The sequence below is a fragment of the Nakamurella deserti genome (assembly GCF_003260015.1).
In the GTDB taxonomy this organism is placed as follows: domain Bacteria; phylum Actinomycetota; class Actinomycetes; order Mycobacteriales; family Nakamurellaceae; genus Nakamurella; species Nakamurella deserti.
The window spans coordinates 347,090-373,339 of sequence record NZ_QCXS01000003.1; the positions used below are offsets into that span (position 1 = coordinate 347,090).

Genomic DNA, 26,250 nt, shown 5'->3' on the forward strand with positions numbered 1-26,250 from the left:
GACGGTGAGTGACTGTCCATCAACGCAACGTACCGCCGACGGGGGGATCACCGCCCTGTCAGGGGGCGCCCGGCGGGCCGTCGACCGGACCATCCCGACGATTGGGACGTCCCGCGCGAGTGATCCCCCTCACCTCCGCCGCGTCACGGCTCGAGCAGCGCCTCGACCCGGGCGACCTTGGCCGTGAGCTCGCCGCTGTGCCCCGGCCGGATGTCGGCCTTGAGCACCAGCGAGACCCGGGTGCCGTACCGCCCGACGGCCTCGCAGCACTCCCGCACGACCGCCATGCACTCCTCCCACTCGCCCTCCAGGGTGGTGAACATGGCGTCGGTGCGGTTCGGCAGCCCGGAGGCCCGCACGATCCGCACGGCCTCGGCGACCGCCCGGGTGACCGAGTCACCGCCGGAACCGGAGCCGGAACCGTCCGGGTCGGGTCCACCGGACGGGGCGGTACCGGACGGGGCGGTGCCGGACGGCGCGACGGAGAAGGCGACGAGCATCAGCGCACCCCGTCCCGGGTCGGTGCGGTCGGTCCGGGCGGCGAGGTCGGTGCCGCCGCTGCGGTCGGTCCGGTGGTGGTCCCGGTCCGCAGGATGTCCGGTTCGACGTACATCGCGGTCACGACGGGCACCGCGGCCCGCACCCGGCTCTCCACCCGGTCGATCGCCCGCGCCACCGCGGCGGCGTCGTCGGTGCGGTGCACGGCCACCTTCATCGCCACCAGCAGCTCCTCCGGTCCCAGGTACATGGTCTGCATGTGGATCACCTTCTCGATGGAGTCCTCCGCCTCGGCGGCGGCGGTGATCCGGCGGACGTCCTCGGCCAGCGCACCCTCGCCGAGCAGCAGCGACTTGGTCTCCACCGCCAGCACGCAGGCCACCACGATGAGCAGCACGCCGATGGCGATGGTGCCGACCCCGTCCCAGACGCCGTCGCCGGTGGCGATCGCGATCGACACCCCGACCAGCGCGAGCGTGAGGCCGACGAGCGCGGCGAAGTCCTCGAGCAGGATCACCGGCAGCTCCGGCGCCTTGGCGCGCCGGACGAACTGGACCCAGCCGACGTTGCCGCGGACGTGGTTGCTCTCCTTGATCGCCGTCCGGAACGAGAAGCCCTCCATCAGGATCGCCCCGACGAGCACCGCGATCGGCAGCCACGGCACCTCCAGCGGCTCCGGGTGCTGCACCTTGTGGATGCCCTCGTACAGCGAGAACAGCCCGCCGAGGGAGAACAGGATGATCGAGACCAGGAACGCGTAGACGAAGCGCTCGCGTCCGTAGCCGAAGGGGTGCTCCGGGGTCGCGGCCCGCTTGGCCCGCCTGCCGCCGACCAGCAGCAGCACCTGGTTGCCCGAGTCGGCCAGCGAGTGGATCGACTCGCCGAGCATCGACGAGGACCCGGAGAACACGAACGCGACGAACTTCATCACCGCGATCCCGAGGTTGGCCGCCAGGGCGGCGAAGATCGCCCTGGTCCCGCCGGAGGTGCTCACAGTCGTGGTCCCTTTCGTCCGTACCGGCGCCGCCGTGTCCCGCCGGTCCGACGAGGATTGTGCACCCCGGCCCGGGCACCGCCGCACGCAGCGCCCGTCCGGCCACCGGTTGTCCCCCCGACGCCGGGACCACCCCGCCGGGGCGCGCCCCCGTGGGTGGACTGCCACAATGGGGACCCGCTCCGCAGGGTCCGCCGCGGCCCGGTGGGGTGGGGCGGCGGAGCCGGTCGGTCTAACCGCCGGTTCGGGTACGACTCCGGCACGTAACAGAGGGGCGGACGAGCGTCATGCTTTCGCAACAGCCCGGGCATACGGTCCCGCACATGGCGGACCTGTTCGAGAACTACCCCTTCGGCCGCGCATGGGACGAGATGTTCGCCGCCGAGGGCCGCACGCGCGACGCCTACGCGACCGTGCACGCGGCTCTGCAGAAGCTCGACGCCGCCGACCTGAAGTCCCGCGCCGAGATCCTCGGCCGCAGCTTCCTCGACCAGGGCATCACCTTCGCGCTCGGCGGGGTGGAACGCCCGTTCCCGCTGGACCTCATCCCCCGCATCATCACCGCCGGCGAATGGCAGGCCGTGGAACAGGGTGTGTCACAACGCGTCCGGGCGCTGGAGCACTTCCTCGCCGACGCCTACGGGGCCGGCCGGGTGTTCGCCGACGGGGTGGTGCCCAAGCGGCTGCTGACCACCAGCCCGCACTTCGCCCGTCAGGTCGCCGGCATCTCCGGCCAGGACGGTGCCCGCATCGTGCTGTCCGGCGTCGACCTGATCCGTGACGAGACCGGCGCCTTCCGGGTCCTGGAGGACAACGTCCGGGTGCCGTCCGGGGTGTCCTACGTCCTGGAGAACCGGCAGGCCGTCGCCGAGCTGATGAGCGAGGCCATCGGCGACCAGCTGGTCCGTCCGGTCAGCGACTTCCCGGCCAAACTGCACGCCGCGCTGCGCGCCGTCGCCCCGTGGAACGTCGCCGATCCCACCGTCGTCGTGCTGACCCCCGGCGTGTACAACTCCGCCTACTTCGAGCACACCCTGCTGGCGCGCGAGATGGGCGTCGAGCTCGTCGAGGGCCGCGACCTGATCTGCCGCAACAACAAGGTCTTCGTCCGGACCACGGCCGGCGAGATGCCGGTGCACGTCATCTACCGGCGCATCGACGACGACTTCCTGGACCCGCTGCAGTTCAAGCCGGACTCGATGCTCGGGCTGCCCGGACTGGTGAACGCGGCCCGCGCCGGCAACGTGACCATCGCCAACGCCATCGGCAACGGGGTGGCCGACGACAAGCTCATCTACACCTACGTCCCCGACATCATCCGCTACTACCTGGGCGAGGAGCCGATCCTGCCCAACGTCGACACCTACCGGATGGAGGAGGCCGACCAGCGCGAGTACGCCCTGGACCACCTCGCCGAGCTGGTCGTCAAGCCGGTCGACGGCTCCGGCGGCAAAGGCATCGTGATCGGCTCCAAGGCCGACCCGAAGACGCTGCGCACCGCCCGGGAGGCGATCCTGGAGAACCCGCGGGGCTGGATCGCCCAGCGCGAGGTCGCCCTGTCCACGGTGCCCACCCTGATCGGCGACAAGATGCGGCCCCGCCACGTCGACCTGCGGCCGTTCGCGGTGAACGACCGCGACAGCGTCTGGGTGCTGCCCGGCGGGTTGACCCGGGTGGCGCTGCCCGAGGGCGAGCTGGTCGTGAACTCGTCGCAGGGCGGCGGCTCCAAGGACACCTGGGTGCTCGAGCAGGGCCGCGACGGCGACCGGGCACCGGCGCCGATCGTGCCCGAGGTCAGCACCAAGTTCCGGACCGGACCACAGGAGATGCCGGCCTTCGACACCGCGTCCTACCGGTTGCAGCAGGGTCAGCAGCAGCAACAGCGCCACCGGACCGGGAGGAACGACGCATGCTGAGCCGGATCGCCGAGGCCATGTACTGGATGGGCCGGCACATCGAGCGGGCCGACACCACGGCCCGGATCGTGGACACCTACCTGCACCTGCTGCCGTCGGGGACCTGGAAGCAGGAGAACCAGATCGTCCGCGAGCTGGTGGAGTCGATGGGACTCGCCGAGGGCACCCCCGACGACCCGGACCTGCTCATCCGGGCGCTGGTCTTCGACGGCGAGCGCGCGTCCAGCGTCGCCGGGGCGCTGATCGCGGCCCGGGACAACGCCCGTGGGGTCCGCGACGTGGTGCCGATGGAGGTGTGGGAGTGCCTGAACGTCACCTGGCACGGGCTGCGCACCCGGTCCACGAGTGCGGCGGGACCGCACACCTTCCTGCGCTGGGTCGCCGAGCGCAGCGCGATGGCCAACGGACTGATCGACCAGATGATGAGCCACGACGAGGGATGGCACTTCCTCAACGTCGGTCGGTCGCTGGAACGGGCCGACATGACCGTGCGGTTGCTGGCCTCGGCCACCCAGGGCACCGGCACGCCGTGGCGGGCGCTGGTCACCGCCACCGGCGGCTTCGAACCCTTCGTGCGCTACCACGGGGAGAACATGGGCCGGCGGTCGGCGCTGGAGTTCGTGCTGCTGGACCGCCGGTTCCCGCGGTCGGTGTTCCGGGCGATGAACGCCGCCGAGTTGTCGCTGGCCGAGCTGGAGGCGGCCGGTGCGAACAGCTACGGGGACCCGCGGCGCGACCCGTCGTCGGCGCGGCGGCTGATCGGCCGGGTCCGCACCGGCCTGGAGTACCGCTCCGGTCCCGAGCTGGAGGACGAGCTGACGACGGTGCTGACCACCCTGCAGCGTGCGGTGGAGAACGCCCACGTGGCGGTCACGAAGTCCTTCTTCCGCCAGGGTGACGCGGTCACCTGGGCGAACCAGTCGACGCTGGGAGCGCTGGCATGACCCTGGACTACCTGAGCGCCGGCGACATCTGGCGGCTGGCGATCATCCACCGCACCCGGCTCACCTACCCGGAGCCGGTGACCACCAGCTACAACGAGGTGCGGATGCAGCCGGGTGACGAGCCCGGCCAGTCGGTGCTGTCCTCCTACATCGAGATCGACCCGTACGAGGGCATGCAGCACTACACCGACTACTTCGGCACCCGGGTGGCCGCCTTCGACGTGCACCGCCCGCACCGGGAGCTCACCGTGACCTCGGCGACCACGGTGGAGACCTTCACCCCCGCCGAGGCCCCGCCCGCCGCGATGAGCTGGGCGGAGATGGCCACCTCCGGCTGTGAGGACCGTTTCGAGGAGTACCTGGCCCCGACCCCGCTGACCGCGCTGGACGACGAGCTGACCACCATCGCCGCCCACCTCCGGGACGGCGGCACCCCCGCCGACACCGGACACGCGGTGTGCGACTGGGTGTACCGGACGCTGACCTACGAGCAGGGCAGCACCGGCATCCACACGTCCGCCGTGGAGGCCTACCAGGACCGCCGCGGCGTCTGCCAGGACCTCACCCACCTCGCGGTCGGGCTGCTGCGCTCGCTGGGAATCCCCACCCGCTACGTGTCGGGGTACCTGCATCCCGACGCCGACGCCGTGATCGGGCGGACGGTGACCGGTGAGTCGCACGCCTGGGTCGAGTTCTGGGACGGCCGCTGGAACGCCTTCGACCCGACCAACGCCCAGCGCACCGGACTCCGTCACGTGGTCGCGGGCCGCGGCCGGGACTACCGGGACACTCCGCCGATCCGCGGGGTCTACGCCGGCCCGGACGCCATCGGCAACGACGTGACGGTGCAGATCACCCGGCTGCGCTGAGCCTCGTCCGTTCGGTGGGAACCGGACGGACATCCGGGGGGCTAGCCTCAGAGCGTGAGCGACGTGGAACGACCGGGCGCGACATCACCGGCCGAGGCCGTGATCGACGGCCCGGCGGCCGGCGTCACGTACCAGGTGGTCCCCGCCCAGACGGTGACGTCGTCCCGGGGCAGTCTCGACCGGCGGAAGATCCTCGAGGCGGCGGTGCAGCTGATCGACGACGAGGGGCTGCGTGGTTTCACCATGCGCAGCCTCGGGTCCCGGCTCGGCGTCGAGGCGATGGCCCTGTACCGCTACGTCTACGGGCGTGAGGCCCTGCTGGACGGCATCGTCGAGCACGTCATCGACGACCTGTACACCGATCCCGACGTGCAGTTCACCGCCCCGCACTGGGAGGACTACCTGGCCCGGCTCGCGCACGCGGTGCGCCGGATCGCGCTCACCCACCCCGAGGTGTTCCCGCTGATCGCGACACGTCCGCCGGCGGCGCCGTGGCTGCGTCCGCCGCTGCGGAGCCTGCGGTGGATGGAGACGTTCCTCGGCACGCTGCGCGAGTGCGGGTTCTCCGACGAGGCGGCGGTCTCGGCCTACCGCGGTTTCTCGAGCTTCCTGCTCGGCCACCTGCTGCTGGAGGTGTCCGCCCTGGGCGCCGACACCGCACCGATCGAGCAGGCCGAGCCGGAGCCGGCGACGTCGGCCGACCTCACCGGTTACCCGCTGCTGCAGCGGCTGGAGCCGATGCTGTCGCAGAACCGCTCCGCCGAGGAGTTCGAGAAGTCGCTGGAGTCCCTGCTCGACCGGCTGGAAGCCCAGCTCTGACGGGATCCGGCCGTTGCCCGCGGAGGGCGGCGCCGACGGACGCACCGCCGGGGTCCGGCGACCCGGCGAGCGGGTGAACACCGCGACCGCCCGGTCACTCTGTGCGGCCGTGACGCCCGCCCGGAACCCCGTACGGAGCATTCTGCGCCGGCAGCCGCCGTCCGGTGACATGCAGGTCCGGCGTTCACATACCATTCCCGTGTCCGAACGAGCACTCATCGTGACGAACTGGAGGGGATCCCGGATGGTGCAGCTCCCGCGTCCCCGGGACAGCGGCGACGACCCGGGTGCCCGCCCGGCCGGTGACGGCTCGATCGCCACGCTGGACGCCGCCACGATCGCCGGCTCGATGGTCTCCGAGGCCCTCCGTCAGGAGGACTTCGTGGACGCGGTGCTGTCCGCCACCCGCTCCTTCCTCGACATGGACGTCGCCTTCATCGGCGAGTTCAGCCAGGGCTCCCGGATCTTCCGGTACGTCGACAACGCCTCCGGGTGCGCCGCGGTGCAGGTCGGCGCGGGCGACGAGCTCGAGCTGTCCTACTGCCAACGGGTGGTCGACGGACGGCTGCCCGAGCTCATCAACGACGCCGCGGCGCTGCCCGCGGCCGCCGACCTGGTCGCCACCCGGGCCCTGCCGGTGGGGGCGCACCTGAGCGTGCCCATCCTGCTGTCCGACGGCACCGTCTACGGCACGTTCTGCTCGTTCGCCCACACCCCCAAGGACGACCTGCACGTCCGGGACCTGGCGGTGATGCGGATGCTCGCCGCGCTGGTCGCCGGGCACCTGGAGCGCCAGCGGGACCTGCGCCGGCAGACCGAGGAGGACCGCACCCGGGTCCGTCAGGTGATCGCCGAGCACGCCTTCCGCACCGTCTTCCAGCCCATCGTCGACCTGCGCGACAACCGGGTCATCGGCTACGAGGCCCTCACCCGCTTCGCGCTGGGCACCCCGACGGACTGGTTCGAGATGGCCGCCCGTACCGGCAGCGCCGTCGCCCTGGAGATGGCGACCCTGATCGCCGCGGTCGACGAGGTCGCGAGCCTGCCGGTGGGGGCCTACCTCGCCGTGAACGTCTCCCCCGACGCCCTGTGTTCGCCGGAGTTCCAGGATCTCGTCGACATCCTCCCGCTGGGCCGGCTCGTGCTGGAGCTGACCGAGCAGACCTCGGTCGACCGCCCGGACCTGCTGCTCCGGGTCGACGCGCTGCGCCGGCGGGGCGCCCGGTTCGCGGTGGACGACGCCGGTGCCGGCTACTCCGGGCTGCAGCGCATCCTGTCGGTGGCGCCGGACATCGTCAAGCTCGACCGCGACCTGATCAGCGGCATCGACCGCGACGCCGCCCGCCAGTCGCTGGCCCGGGCGATGTGCTGGTTCACCGAACGGGGCGGCAAGGTGCTCGTCGCCGAGGGCATCGAGACCGCGGCCGAGCGGGCCGCCCTGGTGCGGCTGGGCATCCGGTACGGACAGGGCTACCTGCTGGGACGCCCGGGGGCGCTGCCCGAGCACGACGCCGTGCCGATGGCCGAGGAACGCCCGGCCTGAGCCGAGGTCCGTGGCCACGGGGCGTCCTCCCGGCCGGCAGCCACGCTGCGACGAGCGTCGCCGGGTGCCCGCCATCCGTCCGGGGCGCCGCTCACCCGTCGGGCGTCACCGGGGCCGGCACCGACACCGTCACCGGTTGGCGGACGGGTGCCGGTGGCACCGACCGCGCGGTGCGCGGCTGTCGACGTGGCAGGTCAACGATCAGTAAGGTCGGGAACGCGTGCGGCTGGTGATGCCGCGGCACCCCGGTACGGCCTGTGAGGACCCCATGAGCAACTCGACGACGACGTCCGGTGATCCCATCTCGCAGCGGCAGCGCTCCTTCGGCGAGATGTTCGCCGACCGGGTGGCCGAGTCCGGCACCAGCGACGCCTTCCGGTACCCCGAGGACGGCGGCTGGACGACCATCACCTGGAACCAGACCCGCGACCGGGTGTACCGCATCGCCGCCGGCCTGATCGACCTGGGCATCGCCCCCGAGGACCGGGTCGCCATCGCCGCCACCACCCGGATCGAGTGGGTGCTGTGCGACCTCGCCATCATGTGCGCGGCGGCCGCGACCACCACGATCTACCCGTCGACGTCGGCGGAGGACTTCGCCTACATCACGTCCGACTCCGGCTCCCGGGTGCTCGTCGCGGAGAATCCGGAGCAGGCCGGCAAGATCCTCGGGCACCCCGACAGCGCCGCCGGGCTGCTGGCCGTCGTGCTCATCGACGGCGCGATGGACGACGACCGCACGATGACCCTCGCCGAGCTCGAGGAGCGCGGCGCGCGGCGGCTCGCGGCCGAGCCGCGGCTCGTCGACGACGCCATCGCCGGGGTCGGCCCGGAGGACCTGGCCACCCTGATCTACACCTCCGGCACCACCGGCCGGCCGAAGGGCGTGCGGCTGGTCCACGACAGCTGGACCTACACCGCCCGCGGGGCGGAACTGCTGGACTTCCTGCGCACCGACGACGTCCAGTACCTGTGGCTGCCGCTGTCGCACGTGTTCGGCAAGGTGCTCCTCGGCGTCCAGCTGCGGATCGGCTTCGTGACGGCCGTCGACGGCAACGTCGACAAGATCGTGGAGAACCTCGCGGTGGTCAGGCCGACCTTCATGGCCGGTGCCCCGCGGGTGTTCGAGAAGGTCCGCGCCAAGGTCACCGCGACCGCGCAGGCCGAGGGCGGCGCCAAGGCGAAGATCTTCGACTGGGCGATCGCCGTCGGCATCCGCTACGAGGCCGCCCGCGCCGCCGGCCGACCGGGCCCGCTGCTCACCGCCCAGCACGCGGTGGCCGACACGTTGGTCTTCAGCAAGGTCAAGCACCGTCTCGGTGGCCGGATCCGCTTCTTCGTCTCCGGCTCGGCCGCCCTGTCCGCACCGGTCGCCGAGTGGTTCCGGGCGGTCGGGATGCCCATCCTGCAGGGTTACGGGCTGACCGAGACGAGTGCGGCCAGCTTCGTCAACGAGCCCCGGCACAACGTGCTCGGCACGGTGGGGCCGGTGTTCCCCGGCAGCCAGGTCAGGATCGCCGACGACGGGGAGATCCTCATCAAGGGGCCGGGCGTCATGCGCGGCTACCACAACATGCCGGAGGCGACGGCGGAGGTCCTGGACGCCGACGGCTGGTTCGCCACCGGCGACATCGGCGAGCTGACCGAGGACGGCTTCCTGCGCGTCACCGACCGCAAGAAGGACCTGATCAAGACCTCCGGCGGCAAGTACATCGCCCCGCAGAAGATCGAGATCCTGTTCAAGGCGATCTCCCCACAGGTCAGCCACATCATCGTGCACGGCGAGGGCCGCAAGTACGTCTCGGCGCTGATCACCCTGGACCCGGACGCCATCGGCGACTGGGCGAAGTCGGCGGGTCTGGAGGCGTCGTACGAGAAGCTCGCCACCCAGCCGCAGCTGCACCAGATGATCCAGCAGCAGATCGACGACCTGAACTCCAAGCTGGAGCGCTGGGAGACGATCAAGAAGTTCGAGATCCTCGGCAAGGACCTCTCCGTCGAGGACGGCGAACTGACCCCGTCGATGAAGGTCCGGCGCAAGGCCGTCGAGAAGGAGTACAAGGACCTGCTCGACAAGATGTACACCGACTGAACCCCGTCCCGGCCCGGGACTCACATCCGGCGCACAGGCGGCGCAGGCATCATGAGCAGTCCTGGTGAAGCCCTGCGGTGAGGAGTGCGCGGTGACGTCCACGTCGGTCACGAACGAGGCGGCCGCTGCCCGCACCCCGGTGGACGGCCGGACCCCACGCGCCGCCGCGGCCCTGCCGGTCGCCGGCCTCGTGGTGCTGCTGGCCGGCAGTCTCGCCGTGCTGGCCCTGCACGTCGTCCCACCGACCTCGGCGACGTCGCCGTGGCGGCGCACGATCAGCGAGTACGCCTACTCCTCGCTCGGCTGGGTCTTCGACCTCGGCGTGGTCGCCGTCGCCGCCGGGTCGCTGCTCATCGCGGGCTCGCTGTGGGCCACCCGGGCGCTGCGCCCGCTGTCGCCGGGCAGCATCGCCCTCCTGGCCTGGAGTGTCAGCCTCGTGGTGCTGGTGATCTTCCCCAAGCACGACTGGTCGGTCGGGCCCAGCGCTCACGGCTCCATCCACCGGGTCGCGAGCCTCGTCGCGTTCGTCAGCGTGCCGCTCGCGGCGGTGGCCATCGCCCGGCACCGGCAGGGCCGGCTGAAGGCTCCCGCCCGCACCGCCCTGGTCTCCGGGATCGTCTCGGCCGGCTGGCTGTCGTTCCTGGTCGGGGCGTTCCTGCTGGCACCGGTCACCGGCACGCCCTGGTACCGGATGTTCCCGCTCGGGCTGATGGAGCGCGGCATCGCGGTGTTCGCCGTCGCCGCGCTCGTCGCCCTCGGCTGGCTGGCGCTGCGGGCGGTCCGCGAACCCCGTCGCGCCGGCTGACCGGTCCGCAGTACGGTGCCGGGATGCGCACCAGCACCCGGGTCATCGGTCTCATCGGCGGCATGAGCTGGGAGTCCAGCGCCCTGTACTACCGGCTGCTCAACGAGGCGGTGGCCCGGGAGCTCGGTGGGCTGCACTCCGCGCGGTGCGTGCTGGCGTCGGTGGACTTCGCCGAGGTGGAGCGGTTGCAGGTCACCGGCGACTGGGACGCCGCCGGTGCCCTGCTGGCCGGGGTCGCGCGCGATCTGCAGGCGGCCGGCGCCGAGCTGCTGGTGCTGTGCACCAACACCATGCACAAGGTCGCCGACACCGTCCAGGCGGCGGTCGACATCCCGCTGCTGCACCTGGGCGACTGCACCGCGACGGCCGTCCGGGCGGCCGGGATGGACACCGTCGGGCTGCTCGGCACCGCGTTCACCATGGAGCAGGCGTTCTACCGGGACCGGCTCGCCCGGCACGGGCTGACCGTCCTGGTCCCGGACGACGACGACCGCGCGGCCGTGCACCGGATCATCTACGACGAGCTCTGCCTCGGCGTCGTGGAGGCGTCCTCACGGCGGCGCTACCAGGACGTCATCGAGCGGTTCGCCGCGGCCGGCGCCCAGGGGGTCATCTTCGGCTGCACCGAGATCGAGCTGTTGATCGGAGCCGCCGACAGCGTGCTGCCGGTGTTCCCGACCTCGCAGCTGCACGCCGAAGCCGCCGTGGCGGCCGCGCTGGCGTGAGTCAACGGCCGAAGACGGTCCGCCGGAGGTAGTCGTTGCCGAACTTCGCCTTCGGGTCGAAGTACTGGGCCATCCACCGGAAGTCGGCCATCTTCTCGTACCGCCCGGCCAGCTCCGCCGCCTCCAGGGTGAAGACCTTGCCCCAGTGCGGCCGCGGCGCGAACGGCGCCAGCGCAGCCTCGATCGCCGGCAGCACCGCGAGCACCGCGGCCTGGTCGCGCTTCCAGGTGAAGTGGATGGCCACGCTGTCGCGGCCGTACGCCGGGTCCAGCCACAGGTCGCTGGCGGCGACCGTGCGGATCTCGGTGGCGTACAACAGCGGGGTCACCTGCGCGGTCAGCGCCCGCACCGCCCGGATCGCGTCCGCGGCGTGGGCGACGTCGACCAGGTACTCGGACTGGATCTCCTCCCCCACGCTCGGTGTCGACTCCAGCCGGAAGTGCGCCAGCCGCTCCGACCACGGCCCCGGCTCACCCAGCTGCGCCGTCCACGCCGGACCCATCGCCTCGGTCGCCGGGGTGGTGCCGGCCACGACCGGCACCGCGTCGCCGACCGCCTTGACCAGCACCTGGGGCACCGTCTCACCCGCCCAGCTGGTGAACAGGCTGACGCTGTACCCCGCGCCGGTCACCGCTCCCAGATCGTCGAGCAGGTCGTCGAAGGCCAGGTTCTCGAAGACGTACTGCCGGACGTCGAACGTCGGCATCAGGTCCAGGGTGAGCCGCAGCACCGCCCCGAACGCCCCGAGATTGACCACCGCGCCGCGGAACGCGCCGGTCGACCGGTCCAGGTCGATGATCTCGCCGTCGCCGGTGAGGATCTCGATTCCCGACACCGCGGTGGCCAGGCTGCCGACGGTGTTCCCGGAGCCGTGGGTGCCGGTGGCGACCGCACCCGCCACGCCGACGTGCGGCAGCGACGCCAGGTTGGGCAGCGCCCACCCGGCCTGGTGCAGCACCGGCGCCAGCATCCCGTAGGTCACCCCGCCGCCGACGGTGACCGTGGCGGCCGCGTCGTCGATGACGATCTCCGGCGGGATGTTCGCCATCGACACGAGATCACCGTCGGTGTCGGAGATGTCGTTGAAGGTGTGCCGGGTGCCCAGGATCTTCACCGACGACGCCCGGGCCACGATCTCGGCCAACTCGTCCAGCGACGACGGCTCGGACAACCGCGGCGCGCGATAGCGGTGATTCCCCGCCCAGTTCGTCAGCCCAGTCGCGGGAGTGGTGCTCGTCATGGCCTCGACGCTAGTGGGTCCTCCCGGCCGGCGGCGCCGGTGCGGCGGGCCGCGCGGGGTCGTCGAAGGCGGCAGCGGCCCGGCGCGCGGTCGCCCCGGCCCAGTCGGTGGTGCTGACCAGGCCGAGGACGAACACCGCCAGCCCGCAACCGACGACCACGATCCAGGCCGGGCGGGCCGCGTCGCCGAACGCCGGCGGCAGCGGCCCGACGACCCGGGAGGTGACCAGGGACCCGAGGACGGCGACACCCAGCGCGGAGCCGATCTGGCGGCTGGTGGAGGCCACGGCGGCGGCGGTCCCCGCCTGTGACACCGGCATCCCGCTCACCGCGGTGTTGGTGATCGGCGCGTTGAGCATGCCGAAGCCGGCCCCGAACACCACGTAGGCGACGATCACCCGCGCCATCGGGGTGTCCTGACCGACGCCGAGCAGCACCACACCGCTCGCGGCCAGCCCGATGCCGGCCAGCACCAGCGGGATCCGCGCACCCCGGGTGGCCACGATCCGCCCGGAGAGCGGCGGCAGCACGGCCATCATCCCCGCCAGCGGCAGCGTCAGCAGGCCGGCGGTGAACGGGCTGAACCCGCGCACGCTCTGCAGGTACAGGGCGTTGAGGAACAGGAAACCGGCGAGCGCGGCGAACCCGCACACCGCGATCAGCGTCGCCGCGGAGAACGGCACGCTGGTGAAGAAGCGCAGGTCCAACAGCGGCTCGGCACGGTGGGACTCGACCGCGAGGAGCGCGACCAGGGCGAGCCCGCCGACGACGAAGGCCCCCAGGATGACCGGGGAGGACCAGCCCGTCGTCGGGCCCTCGATGATGCCGAACGTGAGGGTGGCCAGCACCGTCATCACCAGCAGCTGGCCGGGGACGTCCAGCCGGCGCGCGCGGTCCGCGCGCGACTCGGGGACGAAGTGCAGGGTCAGCGCGACCGCGGCGAGGCCGATCGGCACGTTGATCCAGAAGATAGACCGCCAGCCGATGCCGTCGACGAGGGCACCACCGACGACGGGGCCGAGCGCGAAGCTCAGGCCGATGACCGCCCCCCAGATGCCGATGGCCCGGGCCCGTTCCCGCGGGTCGCGGAAAGTGTTGGTGATGATCGACATCGCCACCGGGTTGAGCATCGAGCCACCCACGGCCTGCACCATCCGGAACGCGATCAGCGCCCCGGTGGTCGGCGCGACGCTGCACAGCAGCGAACCGAGGCTGAACGTGACCAGCCCGATCCGGAACACCCGGCGGCGGCCCACCCGGTCGGCGGTGGACCCGGCCAGCATCAAAAGGCTCGCCAGGACCAGCGTGTAGGCGTCCACCGTCCACTGCAGCCCGGTCAGCGACGCCCCCAGGTCACGCTGGATGGCCGGCAGGGCGAGGTTCACGATCGTCGCGTCCAGCCCGACGACGAACAGGCTGGAGCAGCAGATGGCCAGCACCGTCAGCCGCTGACGGCGGGTCGGTTCGGGCATCGGACTCGATCCTGGAGCGGGAGGGCTGCCGCGGCTGCGGCAGCCCTCCCGTTCTACCCCTCCGGACGGTCAGGCCGTCCGCAGCTCCAGGACCAGCGCCTGCTCGGGCTGCAGGATGGGCAGCTCCAGCCCTACGGACTCCAGGAGCCGGCCGCTCTGGGTGATGCCGCCGGCGTCCATCCACGATGGGGCGGCCCGGTGGGTGGTGCCCGGCCGGCCCGCGACGTCCAGGACGGTGACGCGGTAGCGGCGTTCGGGGTCCAGCCCCACGAAGCGGGCCGGTGCCGGGTGTTCGAGCGGGCCGGTACGGAGCTGGACGTAGCTGAACACCGCGGCCGACCGGTCGGCGGCGACCACGCCGGACAGTGTGGCGGCGTCGTCGGGGTGGTCGGCGTGCACCGCCGTACCCGTGTGCAGCAGCTCCCGCAGCCGCCGGTAGATCGCGGTCGCCGCGGCGAGGCCGGCCCGGTCGGCGTCGGAGGCGGACGCGATGTCCCACTCGGCACCGAAGTGGCCGAACAGGGCGGTCGCCGCCCGGAACGACAGTTCGTGGGTGCGCCCGGTGGTGTGCGCGGTCGGCGGCCCGACGTGTGAGCCGATGAGTTCCAGGGGCAGCAGCAGGTTCGTCCAGCGCTGGATCTGCTGGCGCTCCAGGGCGTCGTTGCAGTCGCTGGCCCAGACCCGGTCCGTGTGGGCCAGGACGCCGAGGTCGACGCGGGCGCCACCGCTGGAGCAGCTCTCGATCTCCAGGCCCGGGTGCGCGGCCTTGAGCGCGTCGAACAACCGGTAGACGGCCTCGGTCTGGACGTGCACACCGGCCCGGCCGGCGTGGGTGGCCGCGACCAGATCGCGGTTGTGGTCCCACTTGAGGTAGGCGATGTCGTGATCGGTCAGCAGCGCGTGGAGCGCGTCGTGGATGTACCGCCAGGCGTCGGGGTTGGCCAGGTCCAGCACGTGCTGGTGGCGGGCCTCGGGGCCGAGCTTCCCGGCCGGCCCGAGGACCCAGTCCGGATGCGCCCGGTACAAGTCGGAGTCGGCGCTGATCATCTCCGGCTCGACCCAGATGCCGAACTGCAGGCCGAGTCCGGTGACGTGGTCGATCAACGGGGTCAGACCGTCGGGCCAGACGTCGGCCGACACCGTCCAGTCGCCGAGCGAGGTGGTGTCGTCACGGCGGCCGCCGAACCAGCCGTCGTCGAGCACGAACCGTTCGAGACCGGCCGCCGCGGCGGCGTCGGCGAGGGTGGACAGCCCGGCGAGGTTCTGGTCGAAGTACACCGCCTCCCAGGTGTTGAGCACCGCGGGCCGCGGCGACGACGGGTGCGTCGTCCGCGCCCGCAGGTGCCGGTGGAAGCGGTCGGAGATGCCGTCGAGGCCGGCCGCCGAGTACGCCGCCACCACGGTGGGGGTGGTGTAGGTGTCGCCCTCGGCGAGGGAGATCTCGCCGGGGGCGAGCAGTTCCGCCGCGCCCAGCGCGCGGGTGCCGTCCGGTTCGGACTCCGCCCAGGTGACCTGGTCGCCGCTCCACGCCAGGTGGGTCGCCCAGACCTCGCCGCGGCGGTTGGCGAAGGCCGGCGTGCCGGCCACGGTGACGAAGGAGCTGTCGGCGCCGGTGCGTCCCCGGCGGTTCTCCCGCACCACGGAACCGAACTGGAACGGCCGGCGGACCGGGCCGCGTTCGTAGCACCAGCGTCCGGTGAAGTCGAGCAGTTCCGCCGCCCGGGCCGGCACCGGCAGGCTGACTCCCAGCTCGCCGAGCTCGAACGGTCCGGTCCCGGTGTTGCGGACCTGGTGCCGGGCCGAGAGCACGCCGTGGGCGTCCAGCGCCCAGGACGAGCGGACCTCGAGACCCGCGTCGGTGTCGGCGAGGGTGAAGACGACGTCCCAGGCCGCCCCGCCGTCGCGGCCGGCCTCCCCGTGGTCGGCCGCCACCCCGGTCAGCTGCAGCGCGGAGTCGAACCCGCTGCCGTCGGCGCGGTGACCGGCCAGACCGGGGCGGCCCCGGTAGGCCAGCGCCCGCTCGGGCAGCAGCGTGTGCGGTACCCGGACGTCGACGACCGAGTTGGCCAGCGCGGGCGTCCGCGCGACCCGCAGGGCGGCGACCTCGTCGGCGCTGAGCTCTCCGAGATCGGCTCCCCAGTGGAGGATCTCGGGTTGCCCCGGACCGGCGCAGTCGATCAGCAGGCTGACGCTGTCGCGCCGGAGGTGGACGTGCTCGGTCATGCGTGTTCTCTCTCGCGTTGACGGGTGGTGGTGCCGGCGAAGGCCTTGCCGAGGGTCCCCTCGGACACCGGAACCACGATCAGCTTGCCGACCTGGTCCTCCAGCACCCGCCGGGCCTCGGCGGAGATGCCGTCGTCGGTGATGAGGATGTCGGCGGCGCCCAGCTTGCCGAAGTTGGCCAGCCCGACGACGCCCCACTTGGTCGAGTCGGCCAGCACCACGATCTGCCGGGCGCTGTCGATCAGCGCCTGGTTCGTCTGCGCCTCGGCCAGGTTGGGGCAGCTGAAGCCGACCCGGGCGTCCATCCCGTGCACGCCGAGGAACAGCCGGTCGACGTGCAACGAGCCGATCGCCCGGTCGGCGATGGCCCCGACCAGCGCCGCGCTGGGGGTCCGCTCGCCACCGGTGAGCACCACCCGCAGGTGGGGACCCGCGTTGACGGCGAGGATGTCGGCGACGGTGGTCGAGTTGGTGACGACCGACAGCGGCATCTCGGTGCCCTGCAGCCCGCGGGCCAGCATCCAGGTGGTGGTGCCCGCGGACAGCCCGATCGCGGTGTGCGGCTCGACGAGCTGCAGCGCCCGGGCGGCGATGGCCCGCTTGGCCGGTTGCTGCAGCGCGCTCTTGGCCTCGAAGCTGGACTCCTCCACGCTCGACTGGCTGAGCACGGCGCCGCCGTGCACCTTCCGCAGCCAGCCCCGCGCCTCGAGGTGCTCGAGGTCGCGCCGGACCGTCATGTCCGACACGCCCAGCAGCTCGGTGAGCTCGCTGATCCGGATGGCCCCGGTGCGCTCCACCTCGGCCAGGATGAGCTCACGCCGCTGATCGGCGAGCACGGGGTCAGCCCCCGCCCGGGGTGCGGCGCGCCGCGATCACGGCCGCGCCGCCGGCCGCCAGCCGGCTCTCCGGCGACCACGCCGCACCGGTCAGCAGGTCCGTCCCGGTAGCCGGCACGGCGACGTCGGAATCGGCGGCGTTGAGCGCGAAGACGAAACGGGTGTCGTCGTTCTCGCGGACGACCACCTCGAGACCGGCCGGCCAGTCGGCGATGTCGAGCGCCGGTGCGACCCCGGCCTGCCGGCAAGCGGTGAGCAGCACCCCGCTCAGCGTCGCGTCGTCGGGCACCGTGGCGAGGTACCAGGCGACGCCGCCGACCGAGCCCTGCGGGCCCGGCTCCGGACGACGCCGGGTGATGGCGGGGCGACCGGCGAACATGCCGTCGGCGAAGGTGGCCAGCACCTCGACGTCGTGGTCGGCCGTGCCGATGAGCTCGGTCCAGACCGTCCCGGTCGCGGCGCCGACGAGGTCGCCCGCCAGGGTGAGGGTGACCTGCTGGTCGGGCAGCAGCGGGCCGAACTCCTCGGTGCGGACCCCGAGCAGATCGGTGAAGGCACCCGGGTAGCCCCCGAGCCGGATGTGGTCGTTCTCGTCGACGATGCCCGAGAAGTGGTTGACCACCACGGTCCCGCCCCGGGCCACCACCGCGGCCAGGCTGGCGGCCGCCTCGTCGGTGACCAGGTACAGCGACGGCACCAGCACCACCTGGTAGCGGTCCAGATCCCGTCCGGGATGGACGAAGTCGACGGTGTGGCCGTGCTCCCACAGGGTGCGGTGCCAGCGCCGGACGGCGGTCATCATGTCGATGTCGGTGCTGGGGTGCGAGTCGAGTTCGACGCCCCACCAGGCGTTCCAGTCGAAGGCGATGGCGATCCGGGCGGTCCCGCGGCTGCCGGCGACCGGGGCCAGCTTGACCAGATCGGCACCCAGTTCACACACCTCGCGCCAGCGGGACGACGTGGTCCCGGCGTGCGGCAGCAGCGCCGAGTGGAACTTCTCGGCCCCGGCCCGGGACGCCCGCCACTGGAAGAACAGCGCCCCGTCGGCGCCCCGGGAGACGTGCGACAGGCTGTCGCGCCGCATCTGACCGGCGGCCTTGGGCACGTTGCGCGGCTGCCAGTTGACCGCCGAGGTGGAGTGCTCCATCAGCAGCCACGGCGCGGTGTCGGACAGCGACCGGATGAGGTCGGCCGACATCGAGAGGTTGTGTGTCGCACCGGTGCCACCGAGGTGGCCGAGGCGGTAGTTGTCGTTGGACACCAGGTCCATCTCCTGCGCCCAGGACCAGTAGTCCAGCGGCTTGAAGAAGTCCATGAAGTTCGTGGTCACCGGCTGGCTCGCACCGGCACGGATGATCGCGGCCTCGGCGCGGTAGCAGTCCAGGAGCTCGTCGGAGCTGAAGCGGGCGAAGTCCAGCTGCTGCGTGGGGTTGGCGAAGGTGTTGTAGGACGGCCGCCGTGGCGGGATCACCTCGTCCCAGTCGTAGTAGCGCTGGCTCCAGAACGCGGTCCCCCACGCGTCGTTGAGCACCTCGAGCTCGCCGTAGCGGCGCTGCAGCCAGCTGCGGAACGCCGCGGCCGAGGTGTCGCAGTAGCAGTTCCAGTTGTGACAGCCGTACTCGTTGTGCACATGCCACATCACGACGGCGGGATGGTCGGCGTACCGCGCCACGATCGCCTCGGTGAGGGCCGCGGCCGCGGCCCGGTACTCCGGTGACGACGGGCAGAACGCCTGCCGGCCGCCGTAGCTGCGGCGGACGCCGTCGACGTCCACCGGCAGCGAGTCGGGATGGGCGACGGAGAACCACGGCGGCGGGGTGGCCGAGGCGTTGGCCAGGTCGACGGCGATGCCGCCGTCGTGCAGCAGGCCGAGGATCTTGTCCAGCCAGCCGAACTCGTACCGGCCCGCTTTGGGCTCCAGCCAGGCCCAGGAGAAGATCCCGAGCGAGACCAGATTGACGCCGGCCTCCTTCATCAGCGCGACGTCGGACGCCCAGACGTCCTCCGGCCACTGCTCGGGGTTGTAGTCGCCACCGAAGGCCAGCCGGCCGCCGAGGGCCGCGGTCACCCGCGACATGGATTCGGCGAACCGCTCCGACCGGTCGGGCAGGAAGCCCGGGCCGCCGGCGGTGACCGTGGTGGTGGTGCTCATCCCTTGTTGGCTCCGAGTGTGAGGCCGGCCTTGAAGTGCTTCTGCAGGACCAGGTAGACGATCAGGACCGGTAGCGCCGACATCAGCGCGCCGGCGGCGAGCAGGTTGTAGTTCTGCGCGAACTGCCCGTTGAGGTTGTTCAGCCCCGAGGTGATCGGCAGCCGGTCACCCTTCTGCACCAGCAGCAGTGCCCAGAAGAAGTCGTTGTAGATCCAGATGACCTCCAGCGTCGCCAGCGCGGCGAGCGCCGGACGGCACAGCGGCAGCACGATCTTCCAGTACTGCTTCCAGATGCCGGCGCCGTCGACCTGGGCCGCCTCGGTCAGTTCCACGGGCAGCGCCTTCATGTAGTTGCTCATCACGAAGGTGCAGAAGCCGAGCTGGAAGGCGACGTTGACGGCGATCACGACGTAGTAGGTGTTGATGAACGAGCCCGAGTCGGAGATGGTCTCCGGCAGCGGCGTGTGCTTGGCCATCTGGAACAGCGGCGTCGCCAACACCTGTTGCGGCAGCAGGTTTCCCGCGGTGAACAGGATGAGCAGCGGGACGTTGTACTTCCACGCCACCCGGGACAGCTTGAACGCCGCGAGCGACGCCAGCAGCAGGGTCAGGATGACGGCCGGGATGGTGATGATCGCCGAGTTGGCGAAGAACTTCAGCAGCTGCGCCTGCTCGAAGGCGTCGACGTAGTTCTGGAAGTCGTACGTCCCGCCGATGGAGAAGTACGAGTGGTCCTTGAAGTAGTCGATCGGCCGCAGCGAGGTGTAGATCGTCCAGGCCAGCGGGATGATCCACAGGAACGCGGCGCCGCCGAGGAACACCGTGATGCCGATGCGGCTCGCCCTGCTGCCCCGGGTGAGCGGGGTGGTGTAGTTCTGCCTGCGGTTGCGACGGCGTCCGCGCGCCTGCGGTTCCGGGTCGATGACAGCGGCGGGGGTGGTCACCGGTTCTCCTCCTTGAAGGCCTGGCTGAGGTAGGTGACGATCGGCACCAGGGCGATGACCAGCAGGATCACCGCGAGGGCGGAGGCGTACCCGACCCGGGCCGCGGCACCGCTGTTCGTGTAGATCATCGTGGAGAGCAGCTGCAGGCCGTTGTTGCCCTTGTTGATGATGAACACGATGTCGAAGGCGCGCAGCGCCTCGATGACGGTGATGACGACGACCACGATGTTGATCGGCTTCATCGCCGGGAACACCACCCGGAAGAAGGTCTGCCGGTTGTTGGCGCCGTCCAGCGCCGCGGCCTCGCGCAGCGACGGGTCGACGCCCTTCAGCCCGGCCAGATACAGGATCATGATGTAGCCGACATGCTTCCAGCTGGAGGCGATCAACGCGGCCCACAGGTTGATGCCGGAGTCACCGAACCAGTCGATGTCCGTCCCCAGCACACCGTTGACCAGACCCTGCTCCGGGGAGAACATCAGCTGCCAGATGACGCCGATGAGGGCCAGCGAGAAGATGACCGGCAGGAAGAACACGCTCTGGAACAGTTTGCTGCCCGGCGTCTCCCGGTCCAGCAGCACCGCCAGGAAGACGCCGAGCGGGGTGGCCACGACGGCGAGGAACACCAGCCACAGCACGTTGTGCTGGACCGCCGGCCAGAAGTTCGGGTCGACCTCGAAGATGTTCTGGTAGTTCGTCACCCCGATCCACTGGATCCGCGCGAGCGAACCGACGCCGTTCCAGTTGCCGAACGACAGCACGATCGACGCGACCGCCGGGAACCAGACCAGCACCGCCTCGATGAGCGTCGGGATGCCGATCATCAGGCCGATGACGACCTTGTCGGTCGTGCTCAGCTTCTTCAGCTTGCCCTTGACCTCGACGATCTCGACGGGCTTCGCCGGCGCGGCGGGAGCGCCACCGCGCGGCGCGGGGGGCGCGATCGGCGTTGATCCGGTCATACGACTCTCCAGGAGGACGGGGGTGACGAACACTCGGGGTGGAACAGGGGGAACGGGCCGGTGGCGGGGTCCGGGCGCGGCCGGGCCACGCCGGACCCCGCCACCGCGCGGATCAGACGAAGATCGTCTTGGCCTGGTCCTCGAGGCTGTTGGTCACGGAGTCGACGTCGCCGTCCTTGAGGAACTGCTGCAGGGCGGGGATGACGACCGGGCTGGCGAAGTCCGGGCGGGTGTCGCGGTCGAGGAACTGCGAGATGTTCTTGGCCGAGCTGATCAGCTCGACGGCCTTCTTCTGCAGCGGGCTGTAGCCGCTGGTGTCGGCGGTCTTGTTGGCCGCGACGTTGGACGGATCACCGCCCAGGTACTGCAGCTGCGCCTCGGGGGACGCCAGGTAGGTCAGCAGCGCCCTGCTCTGGTCGGTGAGGCCCTTGCTCGACGCGAGGAAGCCGTCGATCGGGGCCTCGACCGCGTCGGCGCCGATGGTGGAGTCGATCTCCGGGAAGGCGAAGAAGTCGAGGTCGTCGTACTCCTCGGTGGGCATCTGCTGGCCGACGAACATGCCGAGCAGGTACATGCCGGCTTCCTTCTTGACCATCGACTGCGCCGCCTCCTGCCAGGTGCGGCCCAGCGGGTCGGACTGGTGCAGCGGCAGCAGGCCCTTCCAGGTGTCGAAGACGGTCTTGACCTTGGGATCGGTCCAGGCCTCCTTGTGCGCCATCAGGTCCATGTGGAACTGGTAGCCGTTGGTGCGCATGTTGAGGTAGTCGAACGTGCCCATCGCGGGCCAGCCGTCCTTGTCGCCGAACGCGATCGGGGCGAGGCCGTCGGCCTGCATCGTGGCGCCGAGGGTCTTGAGCTCGTCCAGCGTCGTGGGGACCTCGTAGCCCTTCTCCTCGAACAGGCTCTTCCGGTAGAAGAAGGCCCACGGGTAGTTGTAGAACGGCACGAAGTACTTGTTGCCGTCGGCGGCGGTGGAGGCGTTGATGAAGCCCTCCGAGTACTGGTCCTCGAACCCGGCCCAGACGTCGTCGATGGGGGTCAGCAGGCCCTGCTCGGCGAAGAACTGCATGCGGTTGCCGGCGAACCAGGTGAACAGCTCGTCGGGGCTGCCCTGCAGGTAGTTGTTGATGTTCTCCTGGAAGGAGTTGTGGTCGACGGTGTTGACGTTGACCGTCGTGCCCGACTGCTCGGTGAACTTGGCGAAGACGGCCTCGTAGGCCTTCTTCGGCACCTCGTCGGACAGGTTGGACCCGAAGGAGACGGAGCCGCCGACCTGTCCACCGCCGGCGGCGGAACCGCCGGTCGCCGAGCCGGCGGCCGAGGCGGTGCTGGTGGAGGTGGCGGAGGTGTTCCCGCCGTTGGACGTGCCGGTGCAGCTGGACAGCAGCGGGACGGCGGCCGCACCGGCCACGCCCATGCCCATCAGCCGCAGCATCGACCGGCGGTTCATGCCGGTCTTGCGCAGCAGAGCATCGAAATCAGAACCAGTCATCGTTGACCTCCGGATCGGACGAAGCACACCAGTGCCGCCCACCTGTGTTGAGTGAACACAATCTGTCAGTGACCGATGGTGAAGTCAACAGGCCGTCGTCTCGGATTGATAACGTCACCAGCACTGCTGTCCGGTGCCGGCGCACCGGCGGCGCCGCTGTCCATCCGAAACATGTCCCGGCTGACCGCACCCCGACTGACCAGCAGCGACGTTCGCCGTCATCGCTGTACCGCGAAAGTTCGACCGGCGTCGGCCGCGGTGTCGACGGGTCTTCTACACGGCCACCTGCGTGGACACAAGCTGTAACACGCGCCACAGAGCTGGCGGTGTCGATGTTGGAAAATCAACACTCTTTGGCGTTAACCTGTTGCCCTGTCGGGCCGTCCGGTCCGCCAATCCGTCACCGACGTCGGAGGTCGACCCATGACGGTCACACCCACCACCCGGACGTCCGCGCCGGTGTACCGCAGCCCCGCTGCCGTGCTCCCGACGCGGCTGGCCGACGGCCGGGAACTGATCTACTTCGACGACACCGAAGGTGGGGCCCGGGTCCTGACCGATCCGCGTGACCTGCCCGTCGTCGAGGTCGGGTCCACGGCGCGCTACGACGCCCTGCTCGGCGAGTGGGTCGGGATCGCCTCGCACCGGCAGACCCGCACCTACCACCCGCCGGCCGACCAGTGCCCGCTCTGCCCGACCCGCGGGGCCTTCGCCACCGAGATCCCCTCCCCCGACTACGACGTCGTGGTGTTCGAGAACAGATTCCCGTCGTTCGGCGGGATCCCGACCGCGTTGGACCGGGACCTGTTGGCACCGCACGGATCCGACGTGCTCCAACTGCAGATCCCGGGCGTCGGCCGCTGCGAGGTGGTCTGCTTCACCGCCGATCACGACGCGCAGGTCGTCGACCTCGACCCGGCCCGGATGCGCACCGTCGTGCAGGCGTGGGCGCACCGGACCGCCGCGCTGAACCGGGTCCCCGGCGTCGAGCAGGTGTTCTGCTTCATCAACCAGGGCATCGAGATCGGGGTCACCCTCGCGCACCCGCACGGCCAGATCTACGGCTACCCGTTCGTCACCCCCCGGACCGCGGTGATGCTGGCCAACGCGGCCGACTACCGGGAACGCACCGGCGGCAACCTGTTCGGCGACCTGCTCGACCGCGAACTCGCCGACGGCTCACGGGTGGTGGCCGGCAACGACCACTGGGTCGCCTTCGTGCCCTTCGCCGCCCGCTGGCCGGTCGAGGTCAGCATCTACCCCCGCCGCCGACTGGTGGACCTGCCCGCCGCCTCCGACGAGGAGCAGGCGTCCCTGGCCGCGCTGTACCTGGAGGTGCTGCGCCGGATGGGCGGCGTCTTCGACGACACGCTGCCCGCCATCACGGCCCTCCACCAGGCCCCCGCGCACACCGGCCGCGACGACTTCTGGATGCACCTGTCGGTGTTCTCCATCCGCCGCGCGGTCGGCAAGATCAAGTACCTGGCCGGTTCGGAGTCGGCGATGGGTGCCTTCGTCAACGACATCTCCCCCGAGGACGTCGCCGCGCGGCTGCGCGCCGTCGAGGTGACCGCCCGATGAGCGCCCCCGGACTGTTCGGCAAGACCTGGGGCCACTCGCCTTCCGGCGTCTGGTCGTCCCCCGGGCGGGTCAATCTGATCGGTGAGCACACCGACTACAACGACGGTCTCGTCCTGCCCTTCGCCATCGACGACCGCGCTGCCGTCGCCGCCGCGCTCACCGACGACGGGCTCGTCTCGGTCGTCAGCGACGTCGCACCCGACGAGGTGCACACCGCGGCGATCACCGACCTGACCCCCGGTGGCACCGGCGCGCAGGGGTGGTCGGCCTACCTCAACGGCGCGGTGTGGGTGCTGACCGAGGCCGGGCACGCGGTACCCGGGGTGCGCTTCGCCCTGTCGTCCACGGTTCCGGTCGGCGCCGGCCTGTCGTCGTCGGCGGCATTGGAGTGCGCGACCCTGCTGGCCCTGTCGGACCTGCTCGGCCTGGGTCTGGAGCGACCCGAGCTCGCCCGGCTCGCGCAGCGCGACGAGAACGACTTCGTCGGGATGCCCTGCGGGCTGATGGACCAGATGGCCTCGGCCGCGTGCACCGCCGGCAACGTGCTGTTCTTCGACATCGGCGCCGACACCACCGAACAGGTCCCCTTCGACCCGGTCGCGGAGGGCCTGCGGGTGCTCGTGATCGACACCCAGGTCAAGCACGCCCTCGTCGACGGCGAGTACGCGAAGCGACGCCGATCCTGCGAGGCGGCGGCGGCCGAACTCGGGGTGCCGAACCTGTCGGTGATCGACGTCGCCGACCTGGACGCCGCCCTGGCGAAGCTCTCCGACGACGTGCTCGTGCGGCGGGCGCGGCACATCATCACCGAGAACGCCCGCGTCACCGACACCGTCGCACGGCTGCGGGCCGGCCGGATCACCGACATCGGCGATCTCATGGTCGCCTCGCACGTCTCCCTGCGCGACGACTACGAGGTGAGCGACCCGTCGCTGGACCTCGCCGTGGACGTCGCGACGAGCTCCGGCGCGCTGGGTGCGCGGATGACCGGCGGCGGCTTCGGCGGCTCGGCCATCGCACTGGTGCCGGCCGATCTGGTGGACACCGTGGGTGAAGCGGTCACCGCCGCCTTCGCCGCCGACGGGCGCACCCCGCCGGTGCTGCGCACCGTGCTGCCCAGCGCCGGCGCCGCCCGGGACTGAGGGGAGGGTCTCCCCGGGTCGGGATGCGATGCCCGCTGAAGGGGTGTCTCCCTTGTCGATCCGGGGGGCCGTCCCGGTTGCGCCGCGCAGGCCCACCGGGACCTCCAGCCACCGCCACACACCGTCCGCGGCACCCTCCCGCCGCCGCCGCGCACCGTCGGTCGCTGCTCGCCTCCGGCGCGGAAACCGCCGGGACAGTGGCGTTTCGACGGTGCCGGAGCGTCGTGGAGCAGATCAGCGGGGCGCCATCCGAATGGCGCCGTCGAGCCGGATGACCTCACCGTTCAGCATCGGGTTGGCGACGATGTGCTCGACCAGCTGCGCGTACTCGTCCGGCCGGCCGAGCCGCGCGGGGTGCGGCACCTGGGTGCCCAGCGACGCCCGCGCCTCCTCGGGAAGCCCGGCCAACAACGGGGTCTCGAAGAGTCCGGGGGCGATGGCCACCACCCGGATCAGCAGCGGCGCCAGGTCCCGGGCGATCGGCAGCGTCATGCCGACGATGCCGCCCTTGGACGCGGCGTACGCGGCCTGTCCGACCTGCCCGTCGTAGGCCGCGACCGATGCGGTGTTGACAACGACCCCACGTTCACCGTCGATCGCGTCGTTGCCGGCCATCGCCGCGGCGGCCAGCCGCACCACCGTGAAGGTGCCGATCAGGTTGATCCGGATGGTCCGGTCGAAGATCTCCGCCGGGTGCGGACCGGACCTGCCCACCGTCTTGACCGCGGGGGCGATGCCCGCGCAGTTGACCACCACCCGCAGGGTGCCCTCGGCGTTGGCCTGCGCCACCGCCGCGGCGACCTGGTCCTCGTCGGTGACGTCGGCTTCCACGTGGTCGGCGTGCGCCGGCAGGTTGACCACCTCCGCGCGGGGCAGGTCGACGACGGTGACCCGGGCACCCGCCGCGGCCAGCCTGTGCACCGTGGCCAGTCCCAGCCCGGAGGCCCCGCCCGTCACCAGTGCCGTCGCTCCCTCGATACGCATGGAGGTCACCGTAGGCGG

General features: G+C 71.3%; 21 protein-coding genes. 10 read left to right on the top strand and 11 right to left on the bottom strand.

Going from position 1 to position 26,250, the window contains the following annotated elements; genetic code table 11:
- Positions 1-143: 143 nt before the first annotated feature.
- Together DB033_RS14820 and DB033_RS14825 are read right to left on the bottom strand one after the other, a co-directional pair.
- A complete protein-coding gene (locus DB033_RS14820) occupies positions 144-500 on the bottom strand; it encodes a thiamine-binding protein (protein ID WP_111767712.1) in 357 nt (118 codons plus the stop codon).
- Positions 500-1,492: a cation diffusion facilitator family transporter gene (locus DB033_RS14825; RefSeq protein ID WP_111767713.1), complete on the bottom strand. Its 993-nt coding sequence runs from the start codon at positions 1,490-1,492 to the stop codon at positions 500-502. The genes DB033_RS14820 and DB033_RS14825 overlap by 1 nt, the downstream gene beginning before the upstream one ends.
- A gap of 323 nt (positions 1,493-1,815) precedes the next feature.
- On the opposite strand from DB033_RS14825, the gene DB033_RS14830 reads away from it, so the two are divergent.
- The 8 genes from DB033_RS14830 (at position 1,816) to DB033_RS14865 (ending at position 11,205) form a co-directional block, all read left to right on the top strand.
- On the top strand, positions 1,816-3,408 hold the full coding sequence (locus DB033_RS14830) for a circularly permuted type 2 ATP-grasp protein (protein WP_111767714.1): 1,593 nt from the start codon (positions 1,816-1,818) through the stop codon (positions 3,406-3,408).
- Positions 3,402-4,352, top strand: a complete 951-nt coding sequence (locus DB033_RS14835; protein WP_111767715.1) for an alpha-E domain-containing protein — start codon at positions 3,402-3,404, stop codon at positions 4,350-4,352. The genes DB033_RS14830 and DB033_RS14835 overlap by 7 nt, the downstream gene beginning before the upstream one ends.
- Entirely contained in the window at positions 4,349-5,221 is an 873-nt protein-coding gene (locus DB033_RS14840; protein ID WP_111767716.1) for a transglutaminase family protein, read from the top strand. The genes DB033_RS14835 and DB033_RS14840 overlap by 4 nt, the downstream gene beginning before the upstream one ends.
- A 63-nt stretch (positions 5,222-5,284) precedes the next feature.
- Positions 5,285-6,040, top strand: a complete 756-nt coding sequence (locus DB033_RS14845) for a TetR/AcrR family transcriptional regulator C-terminal domain-containing protein (RefSeq protein WP_420814078.1) — start codon at positions 5,285-5,287, stop codon at positions 6,038-6,040.
- A 244-nt stretch (positions 6,041-6,284) separates the two neighbouring features.
- Positions 6,285-7,583, top strand: coding sequence for a sensor domain-containing phosphodiesterase (locus DB033_RS14850; protein ID WP_170315563.1), 1,299 nt, complete (start codon positions 6,285-6,287; stop codon positions 7,581-7,583).
- Positions 7,584-7,851: 268 nt separating this feature from the next.
- Complete coding sequence (locus tag DB033_RS14855) at positions 7,852-9,675, top strand: AMP-dependent synthetase/ligase (protein ID WP_111767718.1); 1,824 nt, start codon at positions 7,852-7,854, stop codon at positions 9,673-9,675.
- Positions 9,676-9,766: 91 nt separating this feature from the next.
- Positions 9,767-10,480, top strand: coding sequence for a DUF998 domain-containing protein (locus DB033_RS14860; protein ID WP_157970712.1), 714 nt, complete (start codon positions 9,767-9,769; stop codon positions 10,478-10,480).
- Positions 10,481-10,503: 23 nt separating this feature from the next.
- Positions 10,504-11,205 carry an aspartate/glutamate racemase family protein gene (locus DB033_RS14865; protein ID WP_111767720.1) on the top strand — a complete coding sequence of 234 codons (702 nt, stop codon included), beginning with the start codon at positions 10,504-10,506 and terminating at the stop codon, positions 11,203-11,205.
- Position 11,206: 1 nt separating this feature from the next.
- Here the strand turns inward: DB033_RS14865 and DB033_RS14870 are convergent, their stop codons facing one another.
- The 8 genes from DB033_RS14870 to DB033_RS14905 all read right to left on the bottom strand — a co-directional run bounded on the left by DB033_RS14870 (position 11,207) and on the right by DB033_RS14905 (position 22,525).
- On the bottom strand, positions 11,207-12,445 hold the full coding sequence (locus DB033_RS14870) for a D-arabinono-1,4-lactone oxidase (RefSeq protein ID WP_111767721.1): 1,239 nt from the start codon (positions 12,443-12,445) through the stop codon (positions 11,207-11,209).
- Positions 12,446-12,455: 10 nt separating this feature from the next.
- Positions 12,456-13,916 (bottom strand): MFS transporter, encoded by a 1,461-nt coding sequence (locus DB033_RS14875; RefSeq protein WP_111767722.1) that lies wholly within the window; start codon positions 13,914-13,916, stop codon positions 12,456-12,458.
- Between the two features lie 69 nt (positions 13,917-13,985).
- Positions 13,986-16,139, bottom strand: coding sequence for an alpha-galactosidase (locus tag DB033_RS14880; protein ID WP_111767723.1), 2,154 nt, complete (start codon positions 16,137-16,139; stop codon positions 13,986-13,988).
- Positions 16,136-16,975, bottom strand: coding sequence for a DeoR/GlpR family DNA-binding transcription regulator (locus tag DB033_RS14885; RefSeq protein ID WP_111767724.1), 840 nt, complete (start codon positions 16,973-16,975; stop codon positions 16,136-16,138). Before DB033_RS14885 ends, DB033_RS14880 begins: the two co-directional genes overlap by 4 nt.
- A 4-nt stretch (positions 16,976-16,979) precedes the next feature.
- The gene (locus tag DB033_RS14890) at positions 16,980-19,052 is read right to left on the bottom strand and encodes a beta-galactosidase (RefSeq protein WP_111768335.1); all 2,073 of its coding nucleotides are present in this window, start codon (positions 19,050-19,052) and stop codon (positions 16,980-16,982) included.
- Between the two features lie 71 nt (positions 19,053-19,123).
- Positions 19,124-20,071, bottom strand: a complete 948-nt coding sequence (locus tag DB033_RS14895) for a carbohydrate ABC transporter permease (RefSeq protein WP_205843918.1) — start codon at positions 20,069-20,071, stop codon at positions 19,124-19,126.
- Positions 20,068-21,033 (bottom strand): carbohydrate ABC transporter permease, encoded by a 966-nt coding sequence (locus tag DB033_RS14900; RefSeq protein ID WP_111767725.1) that lies wholly within the window; start codon positions 21,031-21,033, stop codon positions 20,068-20,070. Before DB033_RS14900 ends, DB033_RS14895 begins: the two co-directional genes overlap by 4 nt.
- A gap of 112 nt (positions 21,034-21,145) precedes the next feature.
- Complete coding sequence (locus DB033_RS14905; protein WP_111767726.1) at positions 21,146-22,525, bottom strand: ABC transporter substrate-binding protein; 1,380 nt, start codon at positions 22,523-22,525, stop codon at positions 21,146-21,148.
- Between the two features lie 423 nt (positions 22,526-22,948).
- Here DB033_RS14905 and galT point away from each other — a divergent pair, with 423 nt between their 5' ends.
- Both galT and galK read left to right on the top strand, forming a co-directional pair.
- Positions 22,949-24,106 (top strand): galactose-1-phosphate uridylyltransferase, encoded by a 1,158-nt coding sequence (gene galT / locus DB033_RS14910; RefSeq protein ID WP_111767727.1) that lies wholly within the window; start codon positions 22,949-22,951, stop codon positions 24,104-24,106.
- On the top strand, positions 24,103-25,248 hold the full coding sequence (gene galK / locus DB033_RS14915) for a galactokinase (protein WP_111767728.1): 1,146 nt from the start codon (positions 24,103-24,105) through the stop codon (positions 25,246-25,248). The genes galT and galK overlap by 4 nt, the downstream gene beginning before the upstream one ends.
- A gap of 234 nt (positions 25,249-25,482) precedes the next feature.
- On the opposite strand, the gene DB033_RS14920 is transcribed toward galK, so the two are convergent.
- Positions 25,483-26,232 (bottom strand): SDR family NAD(P)-dependent oxidoreductase, encoded by a 750-nt coding sequence (locus DB033_RS14920; protein WP_111767729.1) that lies wholly within the window; start codon positions 26,230-26,232, stop codon positions 25,483-25,485.
- Between the last annotated feature and the right edge of the window lie 18 nt (positions 26,233-26,250).